The sequence below is a fragment of the Marinobacter sp. L-13 genome (assembly GCF_056857715.1).
On sequence record NZ_JBSXNQ010000019.1, the window covers coordinates 1 to 22,422 of the forward strand.

The 22,422-nt window shown below is 55.0% G+C and carries 15 protein-coding genes and 1 pseudogene; 3 read left to right on the forward strand and 13 right to left on the reverse strand.

Annotated elements, in window-relative coordinates; translation table 11 throughout:
* Positions 1–984: 984 nt before the first annotated feature.
* Both AC13DD_RS00810 and AC13DD_RS00815 read right to left on the reverse strand, forming a co-directional pair.
* Positions 985–1,758 (reverse strand): copper resistance protein B, encoded by a 774-nt coding sequence (locus tag AC13DD_RS00810; protein ID WP_475102111.1) that lies wholly within the window; start codon positions 1,756–1,758, stop codon positions 985–987.
* An 11-nt stretch (positions 1,759–1,769) separates the two neighbouring features.
* On the reverse strand, positions 1,770–3,635 hold the full coding sequence (locus tag AC13DD_RS00815) for a copper resistance system multicopper oxidase (protein ID WP_482930710.1): 1,866 nt from the start codon (positions 3,633–3,635) through the stop codon (positions 1,770–1,772).
* A 207-nt stretch (positions 3,636–3,842) separates the two neighbouring features.
* Here AC13DD_RS00815 and AC13DD_RS00820 point away from each other — a divergent pair, with 207 nt between their 5' ends.
* A complete protein-coding gene (locus AC13DD_RS00820; RefSeq protein ID WP_348680835.1) occupies positions 3,843–4,514 on the forward strand; it encodes a response regulator transcription factor in 672 nt (223 codons plus the stop codon).
* Positions 4,515–4,543: 29 nt separating this feature from the next.
* Positions 4,544–5,866, forward strand: coding sequence for an ATP-binding protein (locus AC13DD_RS00825; protein WP_482930711.1), 1,323 nt, complete (start codon positions 4,544–4,546; stop codon positions 5,864–5,866).
* A 75-nt stretch (positions 5,867–5,941) separates the two neighbouring features.
* Here AC13DD_RS00825 and AC13DD_RS00830 read toward each other — a convergent pair whose 3' ends face one another.
* The 6 genes from AC13DD_RS00830 to AC13DD_RS00855 form a co-directional block, all read right to left on the reverse strand.
* Positions 5,942–7,438 (reverse strand): ArnT family glycosyltransferase, encoded by a 1,497-nt coding sequence (locus AC13DD_RS00830; RefSeq protein ID WP_008169862.1) that lies wholly within the window; start codon positions 7,436–7,438, stop codon positions 5,942–5,944.
* Positions 7,422–8,450 carry a glycosyltransferase family 2 protein gene (locus AC13DD_RS00835; protein WP_008169859.1) on the reverse strand — a complete coding sequence of 343 codons (1,029 nt, stop codon included), beginning with the start codon at positions 8,448–8,450 and terminating at the stop codon, positions 7,422–7,424. Before AC13DD_RS00835 ends, AC13DD_RS00830 begins: the two co-directional genes overlap by 17 nt.
* A complete protein-coding gene (locus AC13DD_RS00840; RefSeq protein WP_039881780.1) occupies positions 8,434–8,823 on the reverse strand; it encodes a GtrA family protein in 390 nt (129 codons plus the stop codon). The genes AC13DD_RS00835 and AC13DD_RS00840 overlap by 17 nt, the downstream gene beginning before the upstream one ends.
* A 218-nt stretch (positions 8,824–9,041) precedes the next feature.
* Positions 9,042–12,239 (reverse strand): efflux RND transporter permease subunit, encoded by a 3,198-nt coding sequence (locus AC13DD_RS00845; protein WP_482930712.1) that lies wholly within the window; start codon positions 12,237–12,239, stop codon positions 9,042–9,044.
* Between the two features lie 14 nt (positions 12,240–12,253).
* The gene (locus AC13DD_RS00850; RefSeq protein WP_348680983.1) at positions 12,254–13,462 is read right to left on the reverse strand and encodes an efflux RND transporter periplasmic adaptor subunit; all 1,209 of its coding nucleotides are present in this window, start codon (positions 13,460–13,462) and stop codon (positions 12,254–12,256) included.
* Positions 13,463–13,483: 21 nt separating this feature from the next.
* Positions 13,484–14,623, reverse strand: a complete 1,140-nt coding sequence (locus AC13DD_RS00855; RefSeq protein WP_339666746.1) for a TolC family protein — start codon at positions 14,621–14,623, stop codon at positions 13,484–13,486.
* Positions 14,624–14,979: 356 nt separating this feature from the next.
* On the opposite strand from AC13DD_RS00855, the gene AC13DD_RS00860 reads away from it, so the two are divergent.
* Positions 14,980–15,711: a hypothetical protein gene (locus tag AC13DD_RS00860; RefSeq protein WP_041333833.1), complete on the forward strand. Its 732-nt coding sequence runs from the start codon at positions 14,980–14,982 to the stop codon at positions 15,709–15,711.
* 50 nt (positions 15,712–15,761) lie between these two features.
* Here the strand turns inward: AC13DD_RS00860 and AC13DD_RS00865 are convergent, their stop codons facing one another.
* The 5 genes and pseudogenes from AC13DD_RS00865 to AC13DD_RS00885 all read right to left on the reverse strand — a co-directional run.
* Complete coding sequence (locus AC13DD_RS00865; RefSeq protein ID WP_036208664.1) at positions 15,762–16,106, reverse strand: P-II family nitrogen regulator; 345 nt, start codon at positions 16,104–16,106, stop codon at positions 15,762–15,764.
* Positions 16,107–16,123: 17 nt separating this feature from the next.
* Positions 16,124–19,231, reverse strand: coding sequence for an efflux RND transporter permease subunit (locus tag AC13DD_RS00870; protein WP_482930713.1), 3,108 nt, complete (start codon positions 19,229–19,231; stop codon positions 16,124–16,126).
* Between the two features lie 14 nt (positions 19,232–19,245).
* The gene (locus AC13DD_RS00875; protein ID WP_482930714.1) at positions 19,246–20,430 is read right to left on the reverse strand and encodes an efflux RND transporter periplasmic adaptor subunit; all 1,185 of its coding nucleotides are present in this window, start codon (positions 20,428–20,430) and stop codon (positions 19,246–19,248) included.
* A 49-nt stretch (positions 20,431–20,479) separates the two neighbouring features.
* Complete coding sequence (locus tag AC13DD_RS00880; protein ID WP_036208654.1) at positions 20,480–21,781, reverse strand: TolC family protein; 1,302 nt, start codon at positions 21,779–21,781, stop codon at positions 20,480–20,482.
* A 285-nt stretch (positions 21,782–22,066) separates the two neighbouring features.
* Positions 22,067–22,422, reverse strand: a pseudogene (locus tag AC13DD_RS00885) (TorF family putative porin); the annotation flags it as partial.

The following is a 22,422-nucleotide window of genomic DNA, read 5'->3' on the forward strand; positions in this document are numbered from 1 at the left end:
TCGATGCAAAACTGGTGCTGGGCTCAGTCACCTCTGAAAGCATAAAGCTGATTGATGAGCTGCAGTCCGACATCAAGGGCTCAAAAGCGATTTACCTTACAGTTGGCCAGTCTTGGTATAAATTACATGGACGGCGAAGACGCGAATAACAATGGCGGCGACGAACTTCGCGGAAGAGTCCAGTATGTCTTTTGATGGTTAACCAGAGGCGACGGCAGAACACTCTGCCCCTTTTTTTGTGCGCCCGGCAGGGGCGCACTCCTGGAGGTGCAAGTCCTCCCGTAAGCTGGCCACAGCGAACGAAGTGAAGCGCAACTGCGGAAGGGCGAGCAACTGTTGAGAGGAAGCGTGGAGCGTAAACCGTGAGCCGATGAACAAGAATCGGATATGAGGCACTGCCGAGCAGGGCGAGCGGGCCAGAAGCCGCGAAGCTCTTGTGGCCAAGGCGATGCGGCGTAAATCCGGCGGTTGTGCGGTGAAGGAGTGTGTTCTTACCCGGGGATATCTCGCCTTATGCCTGAAAGGGCAACGTGGCAACACGGAGCGGAAAGGTGAAGCCTTGCCAGATGTGACCAGCGATGAAACAGGACTCCCGCGACGAGAACCGGAGGGCGCAGGGCGAGGCCTGCTTGAGCAGGTATTCGCACGAGAGAATATGCAACGGGCATGGAAGCGCGTGAAGGCCAACAAGGGAGCGGCGGGTAGGCATCCCGAAACCGGACGGAAGTGAAGGGGAACTGCTGCGCCTTGGCGCGAGTCCCTGGGTTGTGGAATCCGTGGCGGCCCTGAGCCGTCGCTGGTGGCATAACAGTCGGTCTGCCATTCACAACGTGCTGACGATTGCCTACTTTGATCGGTTGGGCGTGCCGCGTCTCTCGTGATACCTCAACGTCTCGAACCGCCCGGTGCGGACCCGCTTGCCGGGTGGTGTGGGAGGGGCGGAGCCTAGTGGCTCCCCCCTATCCCGATTAGGGCTTTATGGTGTTAAAACCACCACCGGACGCCTGCCACGAAGCTGGAGGACTCGACGTCTTCCCCCTCGCGCTCACGAAGGTCCTTTGTATTGCCGAGAAAGCGGGTGTAAGAAACACCCACGTAGGGTGCAAACTCCCTCGAAAAGTGGTATCTCAGGCGGAGCCCCAGGCCCACATTGTTGATGCCACTACCGACGCCCCATTCCTCGACATCGCTGAAGGCGACGAGCGTTTCGCCGCGGCCCTGCAAAATGAGCCTTTGGGTCAGCAGCCAGTCGTACTCGGCTTCAAGATCGTATGACACGTCACCGTCGTCGGTCACTCTGAAGTTGGTGTCTACCTCAAACCAGTACGGGGCAAGTCCCTGCAATCCAACAATGGCCGAATAGCGTTCCTTATTAGGGCTGGGGCCAAACGTTGTCTGGGCACCCAATCCTGTCTGTATATCCCAGAAGCGATCGAAGCGATAGCTGTACTGCACATCAAAATTTTCGATGTCGCCGCTGTCGCTGGATAGATCGGTCTCACCTTCCGTTTCGACCCAGAGCCGATTGCGATCTTTGCCAATCCATCCCTGGGCATCCCACAGGGCCATTTCGTTGTTGCCGTCACGCTGGTATTCCAGCCGGTCAAACAGAACCTGGCCAAACACCTGGTTGTCATGTATTGGCAGTGTCCAGTCCGGTTCGGCCTGAACGCCAGTACCAGCGGCGCCGGCTCCCGAGGCAATCGTGAGGGCTGAGGCGCCCACAATCCACTTGATGCGATTCATCATAATGCTCATCCCCTATCCCGTTAAACGACCGACACGACACGAAACATGCCTGCGTCCATGTGGTACAGCAGGTGGCAATGGAAAGCCCAGTCACCCGGTGCATCCGCCGTAATCAGCGCGGATACACGCTCGCCGGGTTTGACGGAAATCGTGTGTTTGCGTGGACGATACTCACCCGCACCGGTTTCCAGTTCCATCCACATGCCATGCAGGTGAATGGGGTGATCCATCATTGAGTCGTTGACGAGGATCAATCGCAGGCGCTCGCCATGGTAGAACTTGACCGGGCCATCGACTTCAGAGAACTTTTTGCCGTCGAACGACCACATGTAACGTTCCATATTGCCGGTAAGGTGCAGTTCCACTTCGCGTTCGGCCGGGCGCTTGTCAGGCCAGCCATCAATGCTCTGCAGCTGGGAATAAGTCAGCACCCGATGATTGGCTGTTTCAAAACCTACACCAGGGTCATCCAGGCGTGACTGCGGGCTGGAAGCCACCATGGCCGCCCCGGGACCGTGATTATCAGTGCCATGGGATATCGGCCGACCCGCCGTCGGGACCTCATTCATCGTTGCTTTGTCCGAGCTCATCTTGTTCATTCCCGAGCCGGCGCCATCCATCATCATTTCGCCATGGGCTTTGTCGTTGCTGCCCGACATCATCGCCATCTTGCCACCCATGTCCATGCCGCTGTCCATGTTCATATCGCCGTCCTTGCCCATGGCGCCCATGCTCATCGCGCCCATGCCCATGGCGGCCATACCGCGCTCGGTTCGCGGATACATGGGCGGCACTGGCGCCTCTATTCCCTTGCGGGTGGCCAACGTTCCGCGCACATACCCCGACCTATCCTGTGACTGGGCAAACACGGTATGGGCCGTGTCGGTTGGTTGTACGATCACGTCGTAGGTTTCCGCCACGCCAATACGGAATTCATCCGTTTCAACGGGCTGTACTGGCTGGCCGTCAGCGGAAATAACCGTCATCGGGAGTCCCGGGATACGGACATCAAAGAATGTCATCGCCGAGGCGTTGATGAATCTCAGGCGAATTTTCTCGCCGGGACGGAACAGCCCGGTCCAGTTACTGGCGGAAGGCGACCCGTTCATCAGGTAGGTATATTCAGAACCGGTTACATCCAGGATATCCCGGGGGCTCATTCGCATTCTGCCCCACATGCCGGCTTTGCTCCACGCGGCATCCCAGCCCATGGTTTCAACATCCTTGAAGAAGTCGCCAACGGTGCGCTGGTTATAGTTGTAGTAACCCTCTGCCACTTTCAGATTGCGGAATACGTCGTCGGGAGAATCAAAGGTCCAGTCGGAGAGGACCACAACGTATTCGCGATCATAGGCCACCGATTCCGGCTCGGCAGAATCAATGATAATCGGCCCATAATGGCCCAGCTGTTCCTGAAGGCCAGAGTGGCTGTGGTACCAGTAGGTGCCGTGCTGTTCGACCGGAAAACGGTACTCAAACGTTTCGCCGGGCATGATGCCGGGAAAGCTGACGCCAGGAACGCCGTCCATCTGGTACGGCAGGATCAGACCATGCCAGTGAATGGATGTTGCCTCCGGTAGCGTATTGGTGACACGCAAGATTGCCTCGCGCCCCTGCTTGAGGCGCACCAGAGGCGCCGGCAGAGTGCCGTTGATGGTGATGGGCTGTTCCGAGACTCTGCCCCCTATCTTGAGAGGTGTTCTCGCGACGGTCAGGTCGTAGATGTCAGCGCCATTACGCACGGTGTGAAATGCGTTCGTGTTGTCCAGTTGTCCTCTAGCATAGGCCGGCAACAAGCTGTCGAAACCGGCAAGAAGTCCCATCGTGGCAGCTCCTTGTATAAGGCGGCGCCTGGACACACCTGCATAGAAATGTCTATCGCTCATAGGTTGCTCCTAAAACCATGTATATACAGCTTCTCGCGTTCGTGGCTCGATTATTGATGCTACCCGGTGCAACTGAAATCAAACTGAAAAGTCGACCGGTAACCCCCCATTTTTAACGGGTTGCTGTTTTTCTGGGGAGTTGCCGTTACTGGTACAATCCATGGCAGACTGGCGAAACTTTCCCACCACGAAAAACGGCGCTTACAAATGAAAATTCTGATTGTTGAAGACAATGCTGTACTTGCCAAAAAAATATCGGACTGGCTTGCGCAGGCGCACTACACAGTCGATGTCGCCAAAACCGGCAAAGAAGCGGACTCGTTGATTGAAACAAGCTCCTACCAGGCCGTTATTCTCGATATCGGACTGCCCGATGAAAATGGACTGTCTTTAATGCAAAGATGGAGAAAAAACGGGAAAAAAGAGGCCATCCTTATTCTGACCGCACGCTCCAACTGGACTGAGAGAGTAGAAGGGTTGAACGCGGGTGCCGACGATTACCTTCCCAAACCGTTTGAGTTTGATGAACTGAAAGCCCGGCTCAGTGCGATTATCCGCAGAAAGGACGGCAGAACGACAGACCAGATCAGCGTCGACGGATTTCATCTCAACGCCACCTACCGAACGCTTACCACGCCCGACCAGAAAGAGTTCAGACTGACAGCTACGGAATTCCGCCTTTTACAGTGTTTCCTCCGTTCACCGGACCGAGTGTTTTCCCAGGACGAACTGGTTGAATCCCTCTACAACATAGAAAGATGCCCCACCAGAAATGTCGTTCAGGTTTACATAACCCGGCTTAGAAAAATAATAGGGGTCAATAAAATAAAAACATTGCGTGGCCAGGGCTACTACTTCGAAAAAGATCCTAACCGCTGAACGCCCGAGTGAACCAACCAGGTTAAAATATGTCTGCTCCGAAAAGTATCCGCAGAACAGCCATTCAGTATGGTGCTGTTTTCAGCCTCGTATATTTTACTCTGATATTCTTTTCACACACCTACGTGATAAAGCAACTATCGGACGAGTCCAGGAAGCAACACCTGAACAAAGAGCTGGGAAACTTTCAGGCAATCATTGAGGCTGAATCCCCCACAACCGACGACCTCAGCAACATGATCAATCAGTTTGAAATGCTTCTGGGGCATGCCATCGTCATCGAAACGGCTAGCGGAAGCGTCCTGGCGAGCCCGAACTTTGACCAGAGCCAACTGCAGGGCGCTGCAGAGAAGCCCGAGGGTTTCATCCACATAGCGCAGGGTGCGAACACGCTTTTCGGGCTTAGACGTACGTTCACTGCTACTGGAAAGCTGGCCTCAATCACCGTTCTTGAAACCGAGGGGGCGCTCTCTGAACGACCGCTGAAGGCCCACCTGACATTGCTCGGTGCCTCGGCCGTTCTTCTGGCGATACTGCTGGCACTGATTGGAACCACCACACATCTGACGTTAAAGCCCATCAGTAGGATAAAAGAGGACCTGAGACGGCTCCAATCCGGGAAACAAAGTCGTCTGAACCCTCACGTGCCGGAAGAGTTTCGTCCGCTGATCCGGCAGCTCAATGATTTGCTCGAGCTGTCAAACCGGCGGCTGGACCGCCACCGCCGCCTGAATTCCGATCTCTCTCACCTGGTCAAAACCTCTATTTCTGCCAATCTTGCCATTTTGTCGGATATCGATACCTTGCCTCCGTCCCGGGAGGATGTTGTGTTTATGGCCTCTAACTTGCGGGAGCTTGACAAATCCCTGAAATACCGGATGAGCAAAGCAGACATATCAGGCAGACAGATGGGACGGACGTGCATGCCGGTTGAAATCACGGCAAGTGTCATCACCGTTATGGAAAAAATCTTCCCTGACACGGTTTTTCGCCTCCACACCAACTTACCTGAAAACTTCAGCTGGCCAATGGAGCGACAGGATCTTTCAGAGCTACTTGGCAATTTACTCGAAAATGGCGGGAAGTGGTGCCAGACAACCGTCGACGTTACAATCGCCCGCACGTCATCAGGACTCTCCATAGAAGTAGCGGACGATGGCCCCGGAATTTCTCCCGAGGCGGCAGCCACTGTCATGAACAGGGGTACCAGGCTGGATGAAACGGTCGCCGGTTTTGGGCTCGGATTGTCCATCGTGTCCGAGATTGTCGAAGACAACCTCGGACACCTGGAAATCGGATCCTCGAAAAACGGAGGAGCCAGGATTCTGATTTTACTGCCATTTCCGGACTAGATCACTGCCAAAAGGCCAGCCATCTTGAAAATCCGGCCTTCAAAGACTCAGTTTTAGCAGTAATCAGCTGCGTCATTAATCATTCTTCGAGTTTAATTCAGAATCAACGGGGTCATTCTGGCTGTCTGTTGGCGGAAGATCGATCGAGAATAGCTGGTACCGTTCGTTCTCCCCCAACTTCTGAGCGTCAGTGGCCCGCGGACCAAGAACCTCATCGACCGCATGGTTTGGAATTACTGCAAAGACCCTGGCGTACCCGTCAGCTTCCAGCAGACTGTCGAATTCTGTGGAGGTGATTTCGACAGCGTCGCCCAACGAATAAAAACGTGCGGAAAATGGCATCTCGCCAATGTAAAAGATTGGACCGTCTCCCGCTTGCTGAATGCTCTCATACCGGCCTATCAATTGCTTCTCGGTTTTTAGTGGTTTTACTCCGCTCACACCTATGAACACAAAAAGGGTAATGAGAACGGGTGCAAGTAATACAGCCCCCGACCTGACTCTGGACCAGGCACCTAGATCGAGCTTCGACACCCATCCGGCAATCAGAATGGCCGAGAACGGAAGAGAAGGAAGTATGTACGTCCAAAGCGTGTTGCCTGCCAGGGTGAAGAACAGCATTGGCGTTATCGCACAAAACAACAGATACAGCGTTGAGGCGTCTTGAACAGCACCAGTGAATATATCCTTTGTTTTGCCTCGCGCCGCCGCAAGGCCAAAGCCAACCAAGCCAATGATACCCCAGGGGAATGAAGCCCAAAGCCAGAATATCCAGATCATGCCCTTGGGCCGGTCATGGGCACTACCGTACAAATCGCCGGCCCACCCGGGGTCCAGAAACCGGCTAAAGTGTTCGCCAATGATGAAATAGTTGAGGAACCCTGGCGTTTTCAATTCAGCGAGCACGTACCATGGCACGGCAATCGCCAGTGTCAGAAGTGAGCCAAGAAGCCAGGGTAATTTTTTCAACGGCTGTAACCGCTGCCTGAAAATAGCAGCCCATAGCACCAGGGGGATAACGGTCAGTACAACAGCCAACGGTCCCTTTGACAACAAACCGATGGCCAGGCCCATGAAAAACCACCAGCGCCAATAGTCAGAGCGCCCTGAAAGCACAAACCACACGCTCACCAAGGAGAGGGTCGTTCCAAATACCAGGAACGTATCCGTCATGACTGCGCCGGCACTGATATAGGTGAGTACCATCGTGGAAAGCACAAGAGTAGACCATCGAGCGACCGCAGCACCGCGCGCATGATTTGCAAGGCACCACGTCAGCCATACGATTCCAATCGTGGCGAACCATGCCGGTAGCCGCAGAGAAAATTCAGACAGTCCAAATATTTTTATAGAGGCAGCCTGAGCCCAGAACGACAGTGGAGGTTTCCCCCAGAACGGAACGCCGGGTTCAAACCAGGGCGTTATCCAGTCCCCGGTTTCAGCCATTAAACGAGCGATTTCAGCGTATCGGGGCTCCGTTGTATCCACGAAGGGAAACAGCGTCATTCCGATAAAGCGACTGAACAATACGGCAGCCAGTACCCAGAACCAGGGCTCAAATCGCTTTAGCATTCTTGACGCCTCTGAAGTTGCTGATTTGGTCTCGGCTTGATACCTCTTTGTTCTCGACCACTTCTTCGGTCAGATACAGTGGTCGCTGTTTCGATTCGATGTAGGTTTTGCCCACATACTCACCAACGATACCAACGCTCACCAGTTGTATGCCGCCCAGAAAACTGATGAGGGCGATTAACGATGGGTAGCCGTCAGTCGGATCGCCGAGCATTATTGCCTTCGCTACAATCCAGACACCGAACAATCCACCAACGGAGGCGGCCAGCAAGCCGACAAGCGTTGCCCATCTGAGAGGTGACACTGAGAAGGAAGTCAGGCCTTCAAGGGCCAGGCCGACCAGGCCCGGGTAGTCCCACTTACTCTCGCCAGCCACTCTCAATGCCCGGTCGTATTCGATGATCGTCGTTGGCATACCAACCCAGGCAAAGAGTCCCTTCATGTAGCGGTTGCGCTCTCCTAACCGGAGAAGGGCATCAACTGCCCGCCTGCTCATCAATCGGAAATCACCCGTGTCGACCGGGATTTCAGTGCGACTGGTCTTATTCAGCAAGCGATAGAAAAGGTGCGCACTCCAGCGCTTGAGAAAACTCTCGCCTACACGTGATCGACGTTGCATCAGAACGACATCAAAGCCGGACTTCCAACTCCTGACCATCTCGGGAATGTATTCAGGTGGATCCTGAAGGTCCGCATCCAGAACGATCACCGCATCCCCCTTGGCATGCTCCAGCCCTGCTGTTACCGCTGCCTCTTTGCCAAAGTTGCGGCTTAGCTTGACGAGACGGATGCTCGATTTCCTTTTAATGAAAGTCCTAACAAATTCGGCACTGCCATCCTCGCTACCATCGTCCACAACCACGATCTCCGAGCGAATATCGAGGCTCGCAAGGATCGGCAATACATGCTCAAAGAATAGGGGAAGCATCGAACGCTCATTGAACACCGGAACCACCAGGGAAAGCAGCTCTGATTCATTCGGCGCACGGGAAGTCTCAAGAGGTTTGTTCATGAAACACCAGCCTTTGGTAGACAACATAGTTAAATACAGCGACAGCCGCAGTGGTTAGAAGCTGAGCAGGCACAACAGAGATTTCAAACAGTTGATGCAGGACTAAAAAGATCAGAACGTTCAGGAGAGCTGCGAGTGAACAGGAAAAGGCATATCGCCAGATGGCCTGGATGTGTGGGCGTGCGTTTGGAAAGGCCAAAGTTCGCTGCAACCAGTAGTTGGTAACCGCTCCTACAACGCTTCCAGAAAAGGTGGCTGCTACGGGGGCCATGCCAAGCAGAACCAGGCCGGACATGGCCGCCCAATGGAAAAGGGTTGCCATTCCTCCGGCGGCAATAAATCCACTTATTCTTTTAAAGGGAACCTTCTTCATCCTGGCCGACACACCCGTGGCTAACCATCGTGCCCGATGTTTCAACAACAATTCCGGAAATGGTGAACATTGACTCTTCAGAAACATCGGGCACCAGAATCACAGTCACAGCCTTCTTTCTAGGAGCAAAGTTCAACAGCAAGACCCTCGTCTCCGTTAAAACGGGCGGAATTACACTTCCATGCATGTAACCGCAACTATGCATTTCCGCCTCACATCTACCGCTGAATATCACTCACCTTGGCTCTTGAAAAGCGACCGAACAGAACCGGCAAAACAAAGAGTGTCAGGAAAGTTGCAGTCACGAGACCACCAACAATCACGCTGGCCAGTGGCTTCTGGATTTCCGCTCCCACGCCCGTCGACAACAGCATCGGTATCAAGCCGAGCGCCGAGGTTATTGCTGTCATCAAGACAGGACGTAAACGGGAGACGGCACCTTCAAACACCGCGGTATCCACGTTCAACCCATCCTGTATTCGCTGATTGATGCTTTCGACCATAACGACCCCGTTAAGCACCGCCACACCAAACAGTGTGATAAATCCAACGGAACTGGGCACTGAAAGATACTGGCCGGAGACCCAGAGCGAAAAGACACCACCAATTACGGCAAGCGGCACGTTGACCAGAATCAACAGCGCTTGACCAACCGAACTGAAAGCGAAGTAGAGCAACAGCGCAATCAGCCCCAGAGATACAGGTACCACAATGGTCAATCGTTTCTGAGCTCGCTGCTGGTTTTCGAACTGACCACCAATATCCACCGAATAGCCGGGGGGAAGGTTCACTTCTGACGCGATGGTATCCTGAATATCGGCAACCACACTGCCCATGTCACGACCCTGCACATTGGACTGAATGACCACACGGCGCTGAACGTCGTCGCGGCGCACCTGGGGCGGGCCGGACTCAATAGACACATCGGCCACATCACCGAGTCTCACCCAGGCTCCGGAAGGCGCCTGCAACCTGAGATCAGCAATGGCATCCCGGTCTTCCCGGAAACGTTTGGCCAGGCGCACATAGATATCGTACCGCTCATTTCCGTTGATGATCTGGCCCGCGGCGGCACCACCCAGTCCGTCCCGGACGACACTCATCACATCAGACACGGCGAGTCCGTACCGGGAAAGTGCCTGACGGTCTGGCTGAACCACCAACTGCGCTTCACCGGCAATCTGCTCCATGGCCACGTCCCGGGTCCCCTGAACAGTTCGGACCGCCGCTTCGATCTGTTGGCCTTTCTCGGCCAGCACCTTGAGATCCGGGCCAAAGAGTTTGATGGCCAACTGCGCGCGGACACCAGACAACAATTCGTCAACCCGAGTTGCAATAGGCTGAGAAAAGTTAAACAGTAGCCCCGGGTGCTGTTCGAGCTTCGCCTCAAACAGGGCCTGCAATTCATAGCGATTACTGGCGCTGGTCCACTCGGCTGTTGGCTTGAGGCCAATGTAGATTTCGATGTTGTTGACGGGCTCCGGATCGCCGCCTATTTCCGGTCGGCCCGCCCGGGACAGGGCGTAGGTCACCTCTGGAAACTCCATCAGCATGGCCTCCAGTTTCGGCGCCACTTCAAGCGCCGTATCGAGGCTTGATGAAGGGGCCAGCGTCACCCGGAGGTTGATCGTCCCTTCTTCCAGTTCAGGGACAAACTCCGTGCCCAGTCGTGGAACAATCAGCGCCGCCAGTACAACAAGAACCGCCGCCGCGCCAACAACCACGCGGCTATGCTTCAGTGACCAGGCAAGCCCCATGCGATAGAGCTTTTCCAGGGGTTTTAGAATGAAGCTTTCCCGCTCCCGGATACCCTTACGGAACATGTATGATGCCAGCGCGGGTACAACCACCAGAGCGACGATCACCGCCGACACGATAGCCAGCATGATGCTGATTGCCATTGGCTGGAACAGCTTGGCTTCCACACCTTCGAAGCTGAACAGAGGCATGAAAACGACCAGGATAATCGCCGTCGCGAAAAAAATCGGCCGCGCCACTTCCCGGCCGGCTTCCTGGAGACGAAGGGCAATGCCATGATCATCGTGTGACGCGTCCAATGGATCGGGGTCATCTCCAGCCAACTCATCCCGATGGGCGTCATGCTCAGCATCAGGATGGGTCAGATGCTTGAACATGTTCTCAACCATAACAACAGAGCCATCCACCAGCATGCCGATTGCCACAGCAATGCCGCCCAGAGACATCAGGTTGGCCGAGAGACCGAACCAGGCCATGATCATCAGGGCAATCCCGATGGAAATCGGTATTGAAAGCAGCACCAGCGTTGTTGCCCGCAGATTCATCAGGAACAGGGCAAGCACAATCGCAATAAACACAAAAGCCAACAAAAGCGCATTGGTCACCGTCTCTACGGCCTTGGTCACCAGATCCGCCTGGTTGTAATAGGGCTCAAAACGAACCCCACTCGGAAGCGCCTGATTTATGCGATCAATGCGGGCCTCGATGCCGTCGATGGTGGCTTTTGTGTTGGCCCCCATTCGTTTGAGTACAATGCCAGAAACCACTTCACCCAGTTGTTCAACCTGACCGGCTTCATCCTTCCGGGTCATGGTTACCGCACCCTGGCGAATTTCAGTGCCCAGCGCTACCTCGGCGACATCGTTCACTGTCACTGTAATGCCATCACTGGTTTTAACGGGCACCTGACGGATCTGCTCGAGCCCCTGCTCGCCATTACCCAGCCAGCCCATACCGCGAATAACCAACTGCTCCTGCCCGCGGCCCATATACCAGCCCCCAACATTGGAGTTGTTGTTCTCCAGGGCTTCCATGACATCGTTCTGTGATAAGTCATAGGACAGCATTCGCGCCGGGTTCAGGTTAACCTGGTACTGGCGGACCTCTCCGCCAAACGACAGGATTTCCGTAACCCCTTCAGCCGGTATCAGCAACAGTTTGACCAGCCAGTCGTGCAAGCTGCGCAATTCCATTGCGTCGTACCCCGAATCCGGGTCCGCTATCAGCAGGTACTGGTAGACCTGGCCAAGACCGGACGTATTCGGCCCCATTTCAGGCACCCCGACCCCGTCCGGAATCAGCTCCCGCGCGGCCTGCAACCGCTCGAAAACCAGTTGGCGCGCGAAATAGATATCCGTGCCCTCTTTAAAGACCACGGTGACACCAGACAACCCGGTTTTGGAGATGGACCGAACCTCCTCAACATCCGGCAACGCATACATCACCGCTTCAATGGGATAGGTGATCAGCTGCTCGACTTCCTCAGCCGCAAGTCCGGGCGCCTCTGTATTAACAGCGACCTGGACGTTTGTAACGTCGGGGAAAGCATCAAGATTCAGTTTTGGTATCTGAAACGCGGCCGTGGCGATAAGCACTGCAAGCGCAATAAGAACCAACAGGCGGTTCTGAACCGCCAAGTCGACAACTCGGTTGAACATAATGACTCCCGGAATCAGTGGTTGTGCGGATCAAAGCCGCCTTTGGCAATCTCAGAGGCCACAAAAAATGCGCCCCGCAAAACGACTCGTTGGCCCGCAGCCAGGCCGGAAACCTCACGGAGCCCGCCAATTGAGCGGCCCAGTTCCACTTCCACGGGTTCATACTCGCCTTCGGCCTCTTCCACATAGACCGTCCAGTCGCCGTCCGCGCCACGCATCAATGCAGTCTCCGGCACGGCAAGCACCGGCTCGCTGGTCTTAAAACGAAAATACACATCTGCGAACATTCCTGGATGAAAACGATCTTCAGGATTGTCCAGCTCCAGCCTGACAATCCGCGTGCGGGTCACAGGATCAATGGTGTGGGCTTCCTGGGACACCGTTGCCACGCCCACACGACCCGCTGCCCTGACTTCGGCTTCCGCGCCCTTCTCTAGAACAATGTCGGAGCTTGCTGGCAGATGGGCTTCTACCCAAAGCTCACTCTCATCAGCAAGAGTCACCAGCGGCTGGCCAGCCTCAACTCTTTGTCCTTGCTCAAACTCATCGGTCAGTACTGCACCATCCACGCGAGCCCTGAGCATGTATTCACCGAGACTATCCACCCCGCTGGCCTTCAACGCACCAATGTCATCATCGTTCAGCCCGTAAGCAAGCAGAGTCGCCCTTGCTGCTTCAATGTTGGCTTTCGCTGTATTGAACCGCTGATCGCCAACCACGGAACGACCCAGCCCGCTGATTCGCTTCCATTCAGGAAAAGCTTTCCTGTAATCCGCCTGCGCCTGTGCCACCGTCTCACTGAACAGGGTTACCAGCGGCTGGCCCTTGGTTACGTGCTCACCCAGTTCCACGTGACGCCGCAGCACCACTGAGGCAACCCGGGGGGACACGTGATAGCTGGTATAGCCGTTGGTCAGCAGCTCACCGGGAGCGTAGATTTCATAGTCAACGTGCTTGCTTTCGAGGGTTGCTACTTCAATGCCGGCGAGCTCTTTCTGTTTGGCATTGATGCTTGCGGTAGTTGCTTTTTCCTCTTCATGCTCACCTTCTTCACCATGATCTTCCTTATGCTCGCCCTTCTCACCGGTGACTTCCTGATGATCGTCGCCACTGGCAGCATGATCATGACCGGCTTCCTGATGAGCATCTTCCTCTGCCTGTACAAAAGAAAGTGGGGCTGTAAGCAACGTCAATGCGAATACTGAAATCAGAGCTTTTTTCATAATGAATATCCAGTTTCCAGACTAGTATTGGAAGAGGGTGATCAGTTCGCCAGACTGGCTCAAGAGCTCAATCAGACCCAACTGCGCCTGCTTTTCCAGTTCAATACCGGTTTTCAGGCTCTCCGCGCGCTGGCCCAGCGCCTGGAGATACTCAGAGGTGGAGAGGTCGCCGACCTGCCACTGCTTCTCAAGCAAATCGGCACTTCGCTGTACACGCCCCTGGGAGAGTTCTTTCCATCGACGGAGTTGCTTGTCGTATCGCTTCCAGGAAGCGCGAGCGCCTGCCAGGTCATATTGTCGTTTCCGGTAGAGCGCCTGAAACCGCGCTTCCGCCTCCAGAGCCCGTCGATTCGCAGCCCGGGTTTCAGCGCTGTAGTTATTACGGACGTTCAGAGGGATCGAGAACGTCAGGCCAACCAGGTTCTCACCGCCATCACGCCCTCCGCTCAGCCCGACCGTGGGAGATGCCGTCGCTCTGCGACTGACCACCTCGGCTTCGCTCCGCAGCACCTGCCACCTCGCGCGGGCAGCAGCAATTGACGGATGATCCAGCAAATTGTCGTTATCGACCCTGGAAGCAAGAGCCGGCCAAATGTGCCCGGGGATTCCCCCATCCTGAGGCCTCCAGTCCGGCAGACGTTCTCTAACTTGAGTTTCTGCTCGATCAACTGCGGCCTTTGCCTGGGCGAGTTCACTGAGCTGCTGAGAAAGGCTTAAAAAAAGCAACTCTGCATCGGTACTCCCCAGGTCGCCCGCCTGCTGGCGTTGCTCAACCTGCTCCAGCAAGGCATTCAGACGGTGTTGCTGGGATTCCGCAATTTCTTCGGCACGCGTCGCCGCGCGCCACTCGACAAGCGCAAACAGCGACTCGGACGTTTGTGCCAAAACCGCCTCGTTCAAATCAGCTTCAGCGGAAAGCCTGATCAGCTTTGCCTTGTCCTTTAGCGCACCCTGTTGATCAGACCAATCGATCGTTTGTGATAGCCCTGCCACAAAGTTGTTGTCACTGCCCGTTCTGTCTGCTCCAACAGACAGCTCCGGGTTATACAGCGGTTGTTCGCTTGCCTCAGCATCCTGATTCCGGGCTGCCGCCTGCTCTGTCGCCGCCATGACATCCGGATGCTTGCTTATCTGGCCAGTGAGCCAATTTGTCCAATTCACAGTCTCCGCTTGACCGAACAGAGGAATAGACAATAGTACTGAACACAGCAACGCCCTGGGCGAGTGCTTGCTTGCCTTCATCGACTTTCTCCCGAAGGGGTTGTTAGCCACAATTCATGGGGGCGAGACGCCCATGACAAGGTAGGTAGAGGTGGAGATAGTAAGTGAAAAGGTTGAAATGAACTTGAATTCGAAGCGTCATCCACAAAAGAAACCGCCCTCCAACTCCACCAGCATTCCCGGACTGTCCTTTTGACGGACAAAATGAGTACCAAAGACTTATGTTTCTGTAGCGCTCAGATCAATAGCCTGTCATTCGATGCCCCTTACTTTCCGTCACTTCTTCAAGGTGATCTATGTCTCGAGCAACGAATAACGCAGGCGCACCGCGCCACGGATTCAAACTCAAACTGGCTTTCCTGGTTCTGTTATGGCCCCTCACGGTCAAATCAGAGCTCGCAGTCGATGAAATTTACTCCCCCCGGGTAACTGCGGGGGATCTCGAAATCGGAGTGGTTGGGGCGTTTCTGGACAGTGAGGGGAGCGAAATTGACAACCTTCGTGCCGATCAGTGGGAGGTGGGTTACGGGCTATCTGAACGCCTGAGCGCCGAACTTAACTTCAACGCAATCAAGAGACCGGGGCGAGCGTATTCACTTGAGGAATACGAAATCGAACTGATTGGAAACTTTTTTCAAGACACTGAGAGCGCTGCGGGCTTGTTCATTGAACTGTCAAAAGAACATGGCCAAAAAGCCGGTGGAGTGACCCTTGGGTCACTTTACGAGAGACAGCTATACGCGCATTACAGCATCCTGACGAACCTTCTGGTTAGCCGCTCATTTGGCGAAGACGACGAGCAGCTTGAGCCCACTGGCTCATTACAGTTCGCCTACACGAAGTCTGACACGTTTCAGCCAGGGCTGGAGTATTACGGGGCCGAAAACAACCATTTGATGGGACCTGCCATCCTGGCTGAGTTCAGAATGGGTTCCAGTATTCTGGAACTCCAGGCGGGCGTTGCATTTGGCCTCACTACGGACTCAGACGATATGATCTATCGCTGGGAACTGGAGATAGAACTGTGATGGCGGCCCGCAACCAAAAGCCGCAGAACCGCCATCCAGTTTCCAGAGCACTAGCTTGAAGCAGGCTCCAGTGCACTCTCACCGGTTTCGCCGTCCTCGATACGAACAGCCCGAACCAGGCGGGATACAAGTACCTTGCCGTCACCCGGGTGCCCATCCTGGGTTCTGCCCGTTCTGACAATGAGTTCCACAACTTCACCAGCGACATCATCGGTCGCTACGTCTACTTCCAGCTTGACCATCTTCACTTTCTCCAGAGGCGACTCATCGCCGACCAGATGACCAAATTCGCTGAGAGGCACGACAGCAATGCTTGTCACGCCCTTGACTCTGGCCAGAGCATCAACCACATGCTCTGCCATAACCTCTCTGACATAAGCCTTTATTTCATACATAAGCCTTCTCCTGCCTATCAGACTTCAACGTCACGACGTTCGGATGCAAACCACTGATACACGCTGGGCAACACTACCAACGTCAGCAACGTTGACGTGATCAGACCGCCAACCACAACCGTTGCCAGTGGCCGTTGGACATTAGAGCCAATGCCATCGGCCAGCAGCAGGGGAATCAGCCCCAGAATAGCCACAGAGGCGGTCATCAGAACCGGCCGCAAACGGCGTTGAGCACCCAACTTGACTGCTTCAATGACTTCGTAGCCTTCGTCCCGCAACTGATTAATGTAGCTCACCATCACCACACCGTTCAGTACGGCTACGCCGAACACCGCGATGAATCCCACGGCAGCGGGCACAGAGAGGTAAAGCCCCGTCACAAACAGCGCGACAATGCCACCAGTAACCGCAAAGGGCACATTCATGAAGATCAGCGCCGCATAGCGAAGACTACTGAATGCCGAAAAGAGAAGCAGGAAAATAAGCGCCAGGGTAATGGGCACAACGATCGCCAGCCGCGCCATGGCCCTTTCCTGGTTCTCAAACTGACCGCCGAACTCCACGAAATACCCCGGCGGCATGTCCACTTGCTCCTCGATCCGCTTGCGCAAATCCTGAACAACACCGCCCATATCGCGACCACGTACGTTCATCTGCACGTACTGTCGCCGACTGGCATTGGAGCGCGAAATTTTCTTGGGGCCAGCGTACATTTCAACATCGGCCACCCGTGAAAGCGGGATGAGCTCGCCACTATTACCCCGGAGGGGAAGCTTTCTGATTTCATCGATGGACCCGCGATAGGACTCTTGCAGCCGGGCGAAGATCTCAAATCGCCGGACACCGTCGAAGACCAGCCCCGCGCCTTTACCGCCAATCCCGGTTTCGACCGTACTCATCAGGTTATCAATGCTGATGCCAAACTGCGCCAGCACTTCACGGTCGGGGCGAATAACGATCTGTTTTTTACCTGCGCTCTGCTGAGCGCGCACATCCGTTGCCCCCGGCACATCATTCGCCAGGGCCGCCACTTCCTTGCCGATCCGGCCCAACTCGTCGAGGTCGTCGCCGAAAATGCTGGCAACCAGTTGCGCCTGAACGCCTGAGAGGAGTTCGTCGGTTCTGAGCTGAATCGGTTGTGACAGATTGTTGGCAAGCCCGGGAACCCGCTCAGCCAAAGACTCCGCAATCCGGCTCTGAAGGTCCTCATAGCTCACATCTTCTCGCCACTGATCCAGAGGCTTCAGATTGACGAGCGTCGCGACAACGTTCACGGATTCAGGATCACCGCCCACCTCGGCACGACCGATCCTGGCATAGGTGCCGGTGACCTCTGGAAATTCATCGACAACGGACTGAATCCGTTTGCCATACTTGATGGCGGATTCAAGACTGGCTCCAGGAGGCAGTGTCGAGCGAATCTGGAACGTGCCTTCCCTGAGCGTGGGCACGAACTCGCTCCCGAGATAGGGAAACAGCAGGAGACTGCCGGCAAAGGCAATGACGGCCACGCCCATCACAATTTTAGGGGCTTTGACGACAGTATTCACCACCGGCTTGTATAGCCGGTTCAGGAACAGAACCAGCTTCGGCTCTTTGTGTTGTCCACCCATCTTGAATGACAGCGAGGCCAGAACCGGCACCAACGTCAACGCGAGTAACAGCGCACCGATCAACGCAAAACTGATGGTGTAGGCCATGGGCGAAAACAGCTTGCCCTCAACGCCCTGCAGCGTAAACAGCGGCAGAAAAACGATAATAATGATGCCAATGGCAAACACAATCGGACGAGCCACTTCCCGGGCAGATTCACCTACAAGCCTCAGAACACTGACCTTTTCCTCTGATCGTTCTTCCAGATGTCGGAAGATGTTCTCTATCATCACAACGGCGCCGTCCACCATCATACCGATGCCGATAGCCAGCCCCCCCAGACTCATCAGATTGGCGGACAGGCCCGAAATCCGCATCGCAATGAATGCGAAAAGCACAGACAACGGCAAGGTCGCCACCACGATCAGTGTGGAACGAATATTTCCGAGGAACAGATAGAGGAACACCAGCACCAGAACCGAGCCCTCAAGTAACGCTTTCTCGACAGTGCCTATGGCCTTGCCCACCAACTCCGCCTGGGAGTAATAAGCTTCTATTTTCAGCCCTTCGGGAAGTGACTTGTTCAGATCATCGATTTTTGCGTTGACGTCCTCGAGTACCTGACTGGTGTTGGTTCCGATCAGCTTCATCACGTAGCCGCCCACGGACTCCTCGCCCGAGGACACCTCCGCGCCGCGGCGGATCGCCGGCCCAAGGCCAACCTCTGCCACATCCCTGACATAGATAGGAGACTCTCTCTCACTTTTGGACACAATGATGTTCTGGATGTCCTCGATGCCCTCGGTACCTGAATTAACCCAACCGTAGCCGCGAACAATATATTCTTCACCGCCTCGCGTAATGAAAGAGGCGCCTACGTTTCGATTATTCTGGGTGAGAGCGCCGCGGACGTCAGACACTGTCAGGTTCCTAGCCTGAAGCTTCTGCGCATCGATATTGACCTGGTACTGTTTTACCTCGCCGCCGATGGACAGCACACCGGTTACACCCGGCACGGTTCTGAGCTGGGGTTTGACAATCCAGTCCTGGATCGTGCGGATTTCCTGCAAGCTGTACTGGCTCTCGTCCTCAGCTTTCAGGGAATACATCAGGATACGTCCCAAGCCCGTGGTGATGGGTCCTAGTTCGGGTTCCCCCATGCCCTCCGGGATCTGGCGCTTGGCTTCTGAAAGCCGTTCGTTTACCAGCCGCCTGGCGAAGTATATATCGGTGCCATCTTCGAAATAGATGGTCACCCGGGAAAGCCCGAAAATCGACGTGCTCTGAACCTTCTGCAACTTGGGGATGCCGTACATGCTGATTTCAATGGGATAGGAAATCAGCGTTTCAATATCCACCGGCGACAGACCAGGACTGGTGGTAAACACCTGAACCATGGTCGGCGTCGCGTCCGGAAACGCATCCACCGGCAGTTTTTGAAATGAAAATACGCCGGCAACGATCACGGCGATAGCAAAAACAAGCGTCATCAGACGATTGTTCAGCGCATAATTCACAATTGCGTTAACCATGTTCCCCCCGGGTTTTAGTGTCCGTGAGCGGCGCTACGGCCACTGGCGGTAATGGCCGACATCAGATCAAAAGCGCCTACTGAAACCACTTCCGTGCCCGCGCTGATGCCGGACTTGATCTCGATCCAGTCGTTTGCCTCCTTGCCAAGCGTGACGGGAACCGCCTGGTAGGCCCCTTTCTCATCGCCCGGAACAAACACAACGGATTCATCGCCAATGGTTTGAACCGCATCATCCGGAACCAGCGGCAGTGATGCCTCCGATTCCGTCATGATTCTGGCCGTGGCATAGGTATTCGGGCGAAGGTCGCCCCTCGGAGACTCCAGCACAACGCGAACCGGGATGGTGCGGGTCTTTTCATCGAGCATGCTCGACACCCAGGATACCTGCCCACTGTGAAACCGGTCGGAACTTGAATCCCTGGAGGCAATCTGAACCTCGTCTCCCGTTGAAATCTGGTCAATATCGGATTCGGACACCTGAAGAATGGCCCACAACACCGAGGCATCCGCCACGATGAAAGGCGTATCCGACGGACTCAGCGTTTGCCCCAGACGAACATGCATCTGCTCGACACGCCCCTCAATGGGTGAGCGGAGCGCGTATTGCGCCAGCCCCCCACTGTCACCTGACGACTCGCTGCCGTATACCGCCAGTTGTTCCCGCACCGAATCGTACTCCGCTTTTGTTTCAAGAAAGGCAGCCTTGGCATCCAGGAACTCTTCTTCACTGGAAATACCCTGTCCCTGCAACTCCCTTTCACGATTGTAGTCAGACTCGGCCGCTTCTTTGCGGGCCTCCAGCGAGATTAACCGGGAGCGAATCCGGGCTAGCTCCACACTGTTCAGGGTTGCCAGTAACTGCCCCTTATTGACACGATCCCCCAGATCAACCGCCAACCCTGTCAGTTTTCCCTCCAGCAGCGGACCAACCTCGGCCACGCGGTCCGGCACATACTGAATCTCAGCAGGTGCAGTGACAATTGCGTCGGCACGCCCCTTGGACACCGCCACGGTCTGTATGGCCAGCAACTGTGTCTGCTCCGGCGTCAGATGGATCTGGCGGGACTGGCTTTCCTCTCCAGCATGCCCGGCTTCTTCATTTGCGTGCTGGTCACCTTCAGCTTCTCCGGCAGCGTATACCTGCGGCATACCCAGAACGCTGACAACGATTAAAAATATCTTCAGATTGCGAATCATTCGTTCACCCTCAATATTAGATAACGGTTAATCTTGAGTTTTTTTATCCTCAGGAACCGGCTGACATCGACAGAGCACCTCCCGTGCTTATCTCCAGCGCCCGCACGGCATCGATATAATCGTTCTGCGCCTGAACGTATTCCTGCCTTACCGACAGGAGGTTGTCCTGGGCCGCCAGAACATCCGAGGCACCGACCTTGCCCGCCCGAAGTGCTTTCTGCATCAGTTGTAATGTTTCCTCTGAACGCTCCAGGATCGACTCGTTCATCTGGCGCAGTCGAACGGCGGTGGATTCATACCGGGCCACAGCCGACACAACCTGACGCTCTGTAGCCAGGCGCAAAGCCTCTGCCTCAAGCTCGGAGGTTTTCAGCCGCGCAGCAGCTTGTCTCTGCTCACCGGAATAATCATGAAAAACGGTCAAAGGCATCGACACCCCTGCACCAAAAAGGTTGGAGCCTTCCTCACGATCATAAAATCCGAAGACTTTCAGATTTGGAATCGTCAGGCTTTTCGCAACTTCAAGGCCAGATTCATCCGCTGCAATCCTTGCGGCCGCCGCTTTCAGGTCCGCTCTCTGACTCTGTGCCATCTCGACAAGCTGGCTGGTCGGAGGCAGGTCTTCGAGCGTTACATCAAGCTCGCCGGTCACCCCAACGGCATCGGAGGGGGACACCCCGAGCACTTCGGTAAGGTCAATTTTTGATTGCTCGAGCTTTTGTTCCGCCGAGGCTTTTTGATTCCGGGCCCTGGCAAGCCCAATGACTGCGGTATTGAGATCAATCCGGGTTTGTTTACCCTGTTTTACGGACATTTCAACCAGGTCTTTGGTGCGTTGCATAAGTTCAACGGCACGGGTTGCGGTTTCCAACTCTTTCTGAGCCAGCAGTATCCGGAAATAGGCGGCCCGCACCCGCGCCTTGGTGGCTACCTTCAGGTATTCAAGCTCCTGTTGCCGGGACGTGAGATTACTCCGGGCACGCGACTGCCCAAGGTCGCCGCGATTACCCATCCAGATCTCCTGAGTAACCCTCACCCCATATTCCAGGGACTCGTCGGCCTGATCCGGGGCCTGACGGGCCCCCAACTCAAACTCTGGATTGCTCGGCGCCCAGCGGCTGGCATGATCAAGCTGTCCCTGCTGTATCGAGACCGCGGCCCGCCTCAAAGCCAATACCGGGCTATTCTCGAAAGCCATCACCATGGCCTGGTTCAGGGAAACAGCCTGGCTGGCTTTGGCCTGCTGATATTCTTTCAGCGACACACTCTCTTTTGCCTGGGCCGACACCATGGGAGAGACGGCCAAGGCTCCCGGAACTATCATCGCGCACAACAACAATCGTTTGTTCATTTAGTATCATCCTGGCTGTTTGACTGAGGTCAGTGAGTCAGCATTTTTGCGTGGGATTCCGGAGCGATCTTACAGACAAACCTTTAATACAGTTTGAAATTCAGGCACCGGATAAGAAATGAGCTTTGGCGGCAGGGGGGGGCAGAGGTAAGGGCGAGGATGTCGAGTCACCGGGCGTCAAGGCAGGCGCACGATGGTGGGTTCTTGCATGATAAATAAAAACCGGCCCGTCATTTGGGCCGGCTTTTTATTCTGGATCTGAATTGCTTGTGATCACTTGGCCGATCAGAAACTCCTGCTCCAACCCAGCCAGAACTTCGGGTCATCCGAGTTGACAGAGCCAAGCGCGTCGGTTGACTCAATGTCCGCGTACTCCACGTTAACACTGAAGGAACCGAAGTTTCCCGCATCCTTTGTAACGTTGGCGGCGACGTGTGAATAACTTGCCTCACCGACAGAAGCCTTGCCGTCATCAGCGAAGTCATAATAGCCAAGCGTAACACCGGCACTGTAGCTGTCCTGCAGAGGCACCCCAACAGAGGCGTAGTAATAGGCATCTCCTTGCACGAACACCCCATCACCACTGGTGTCGCTGTTGATCGTGTAGGCTAGGCCTACAGCAGCAATGCCATAGCTGATCT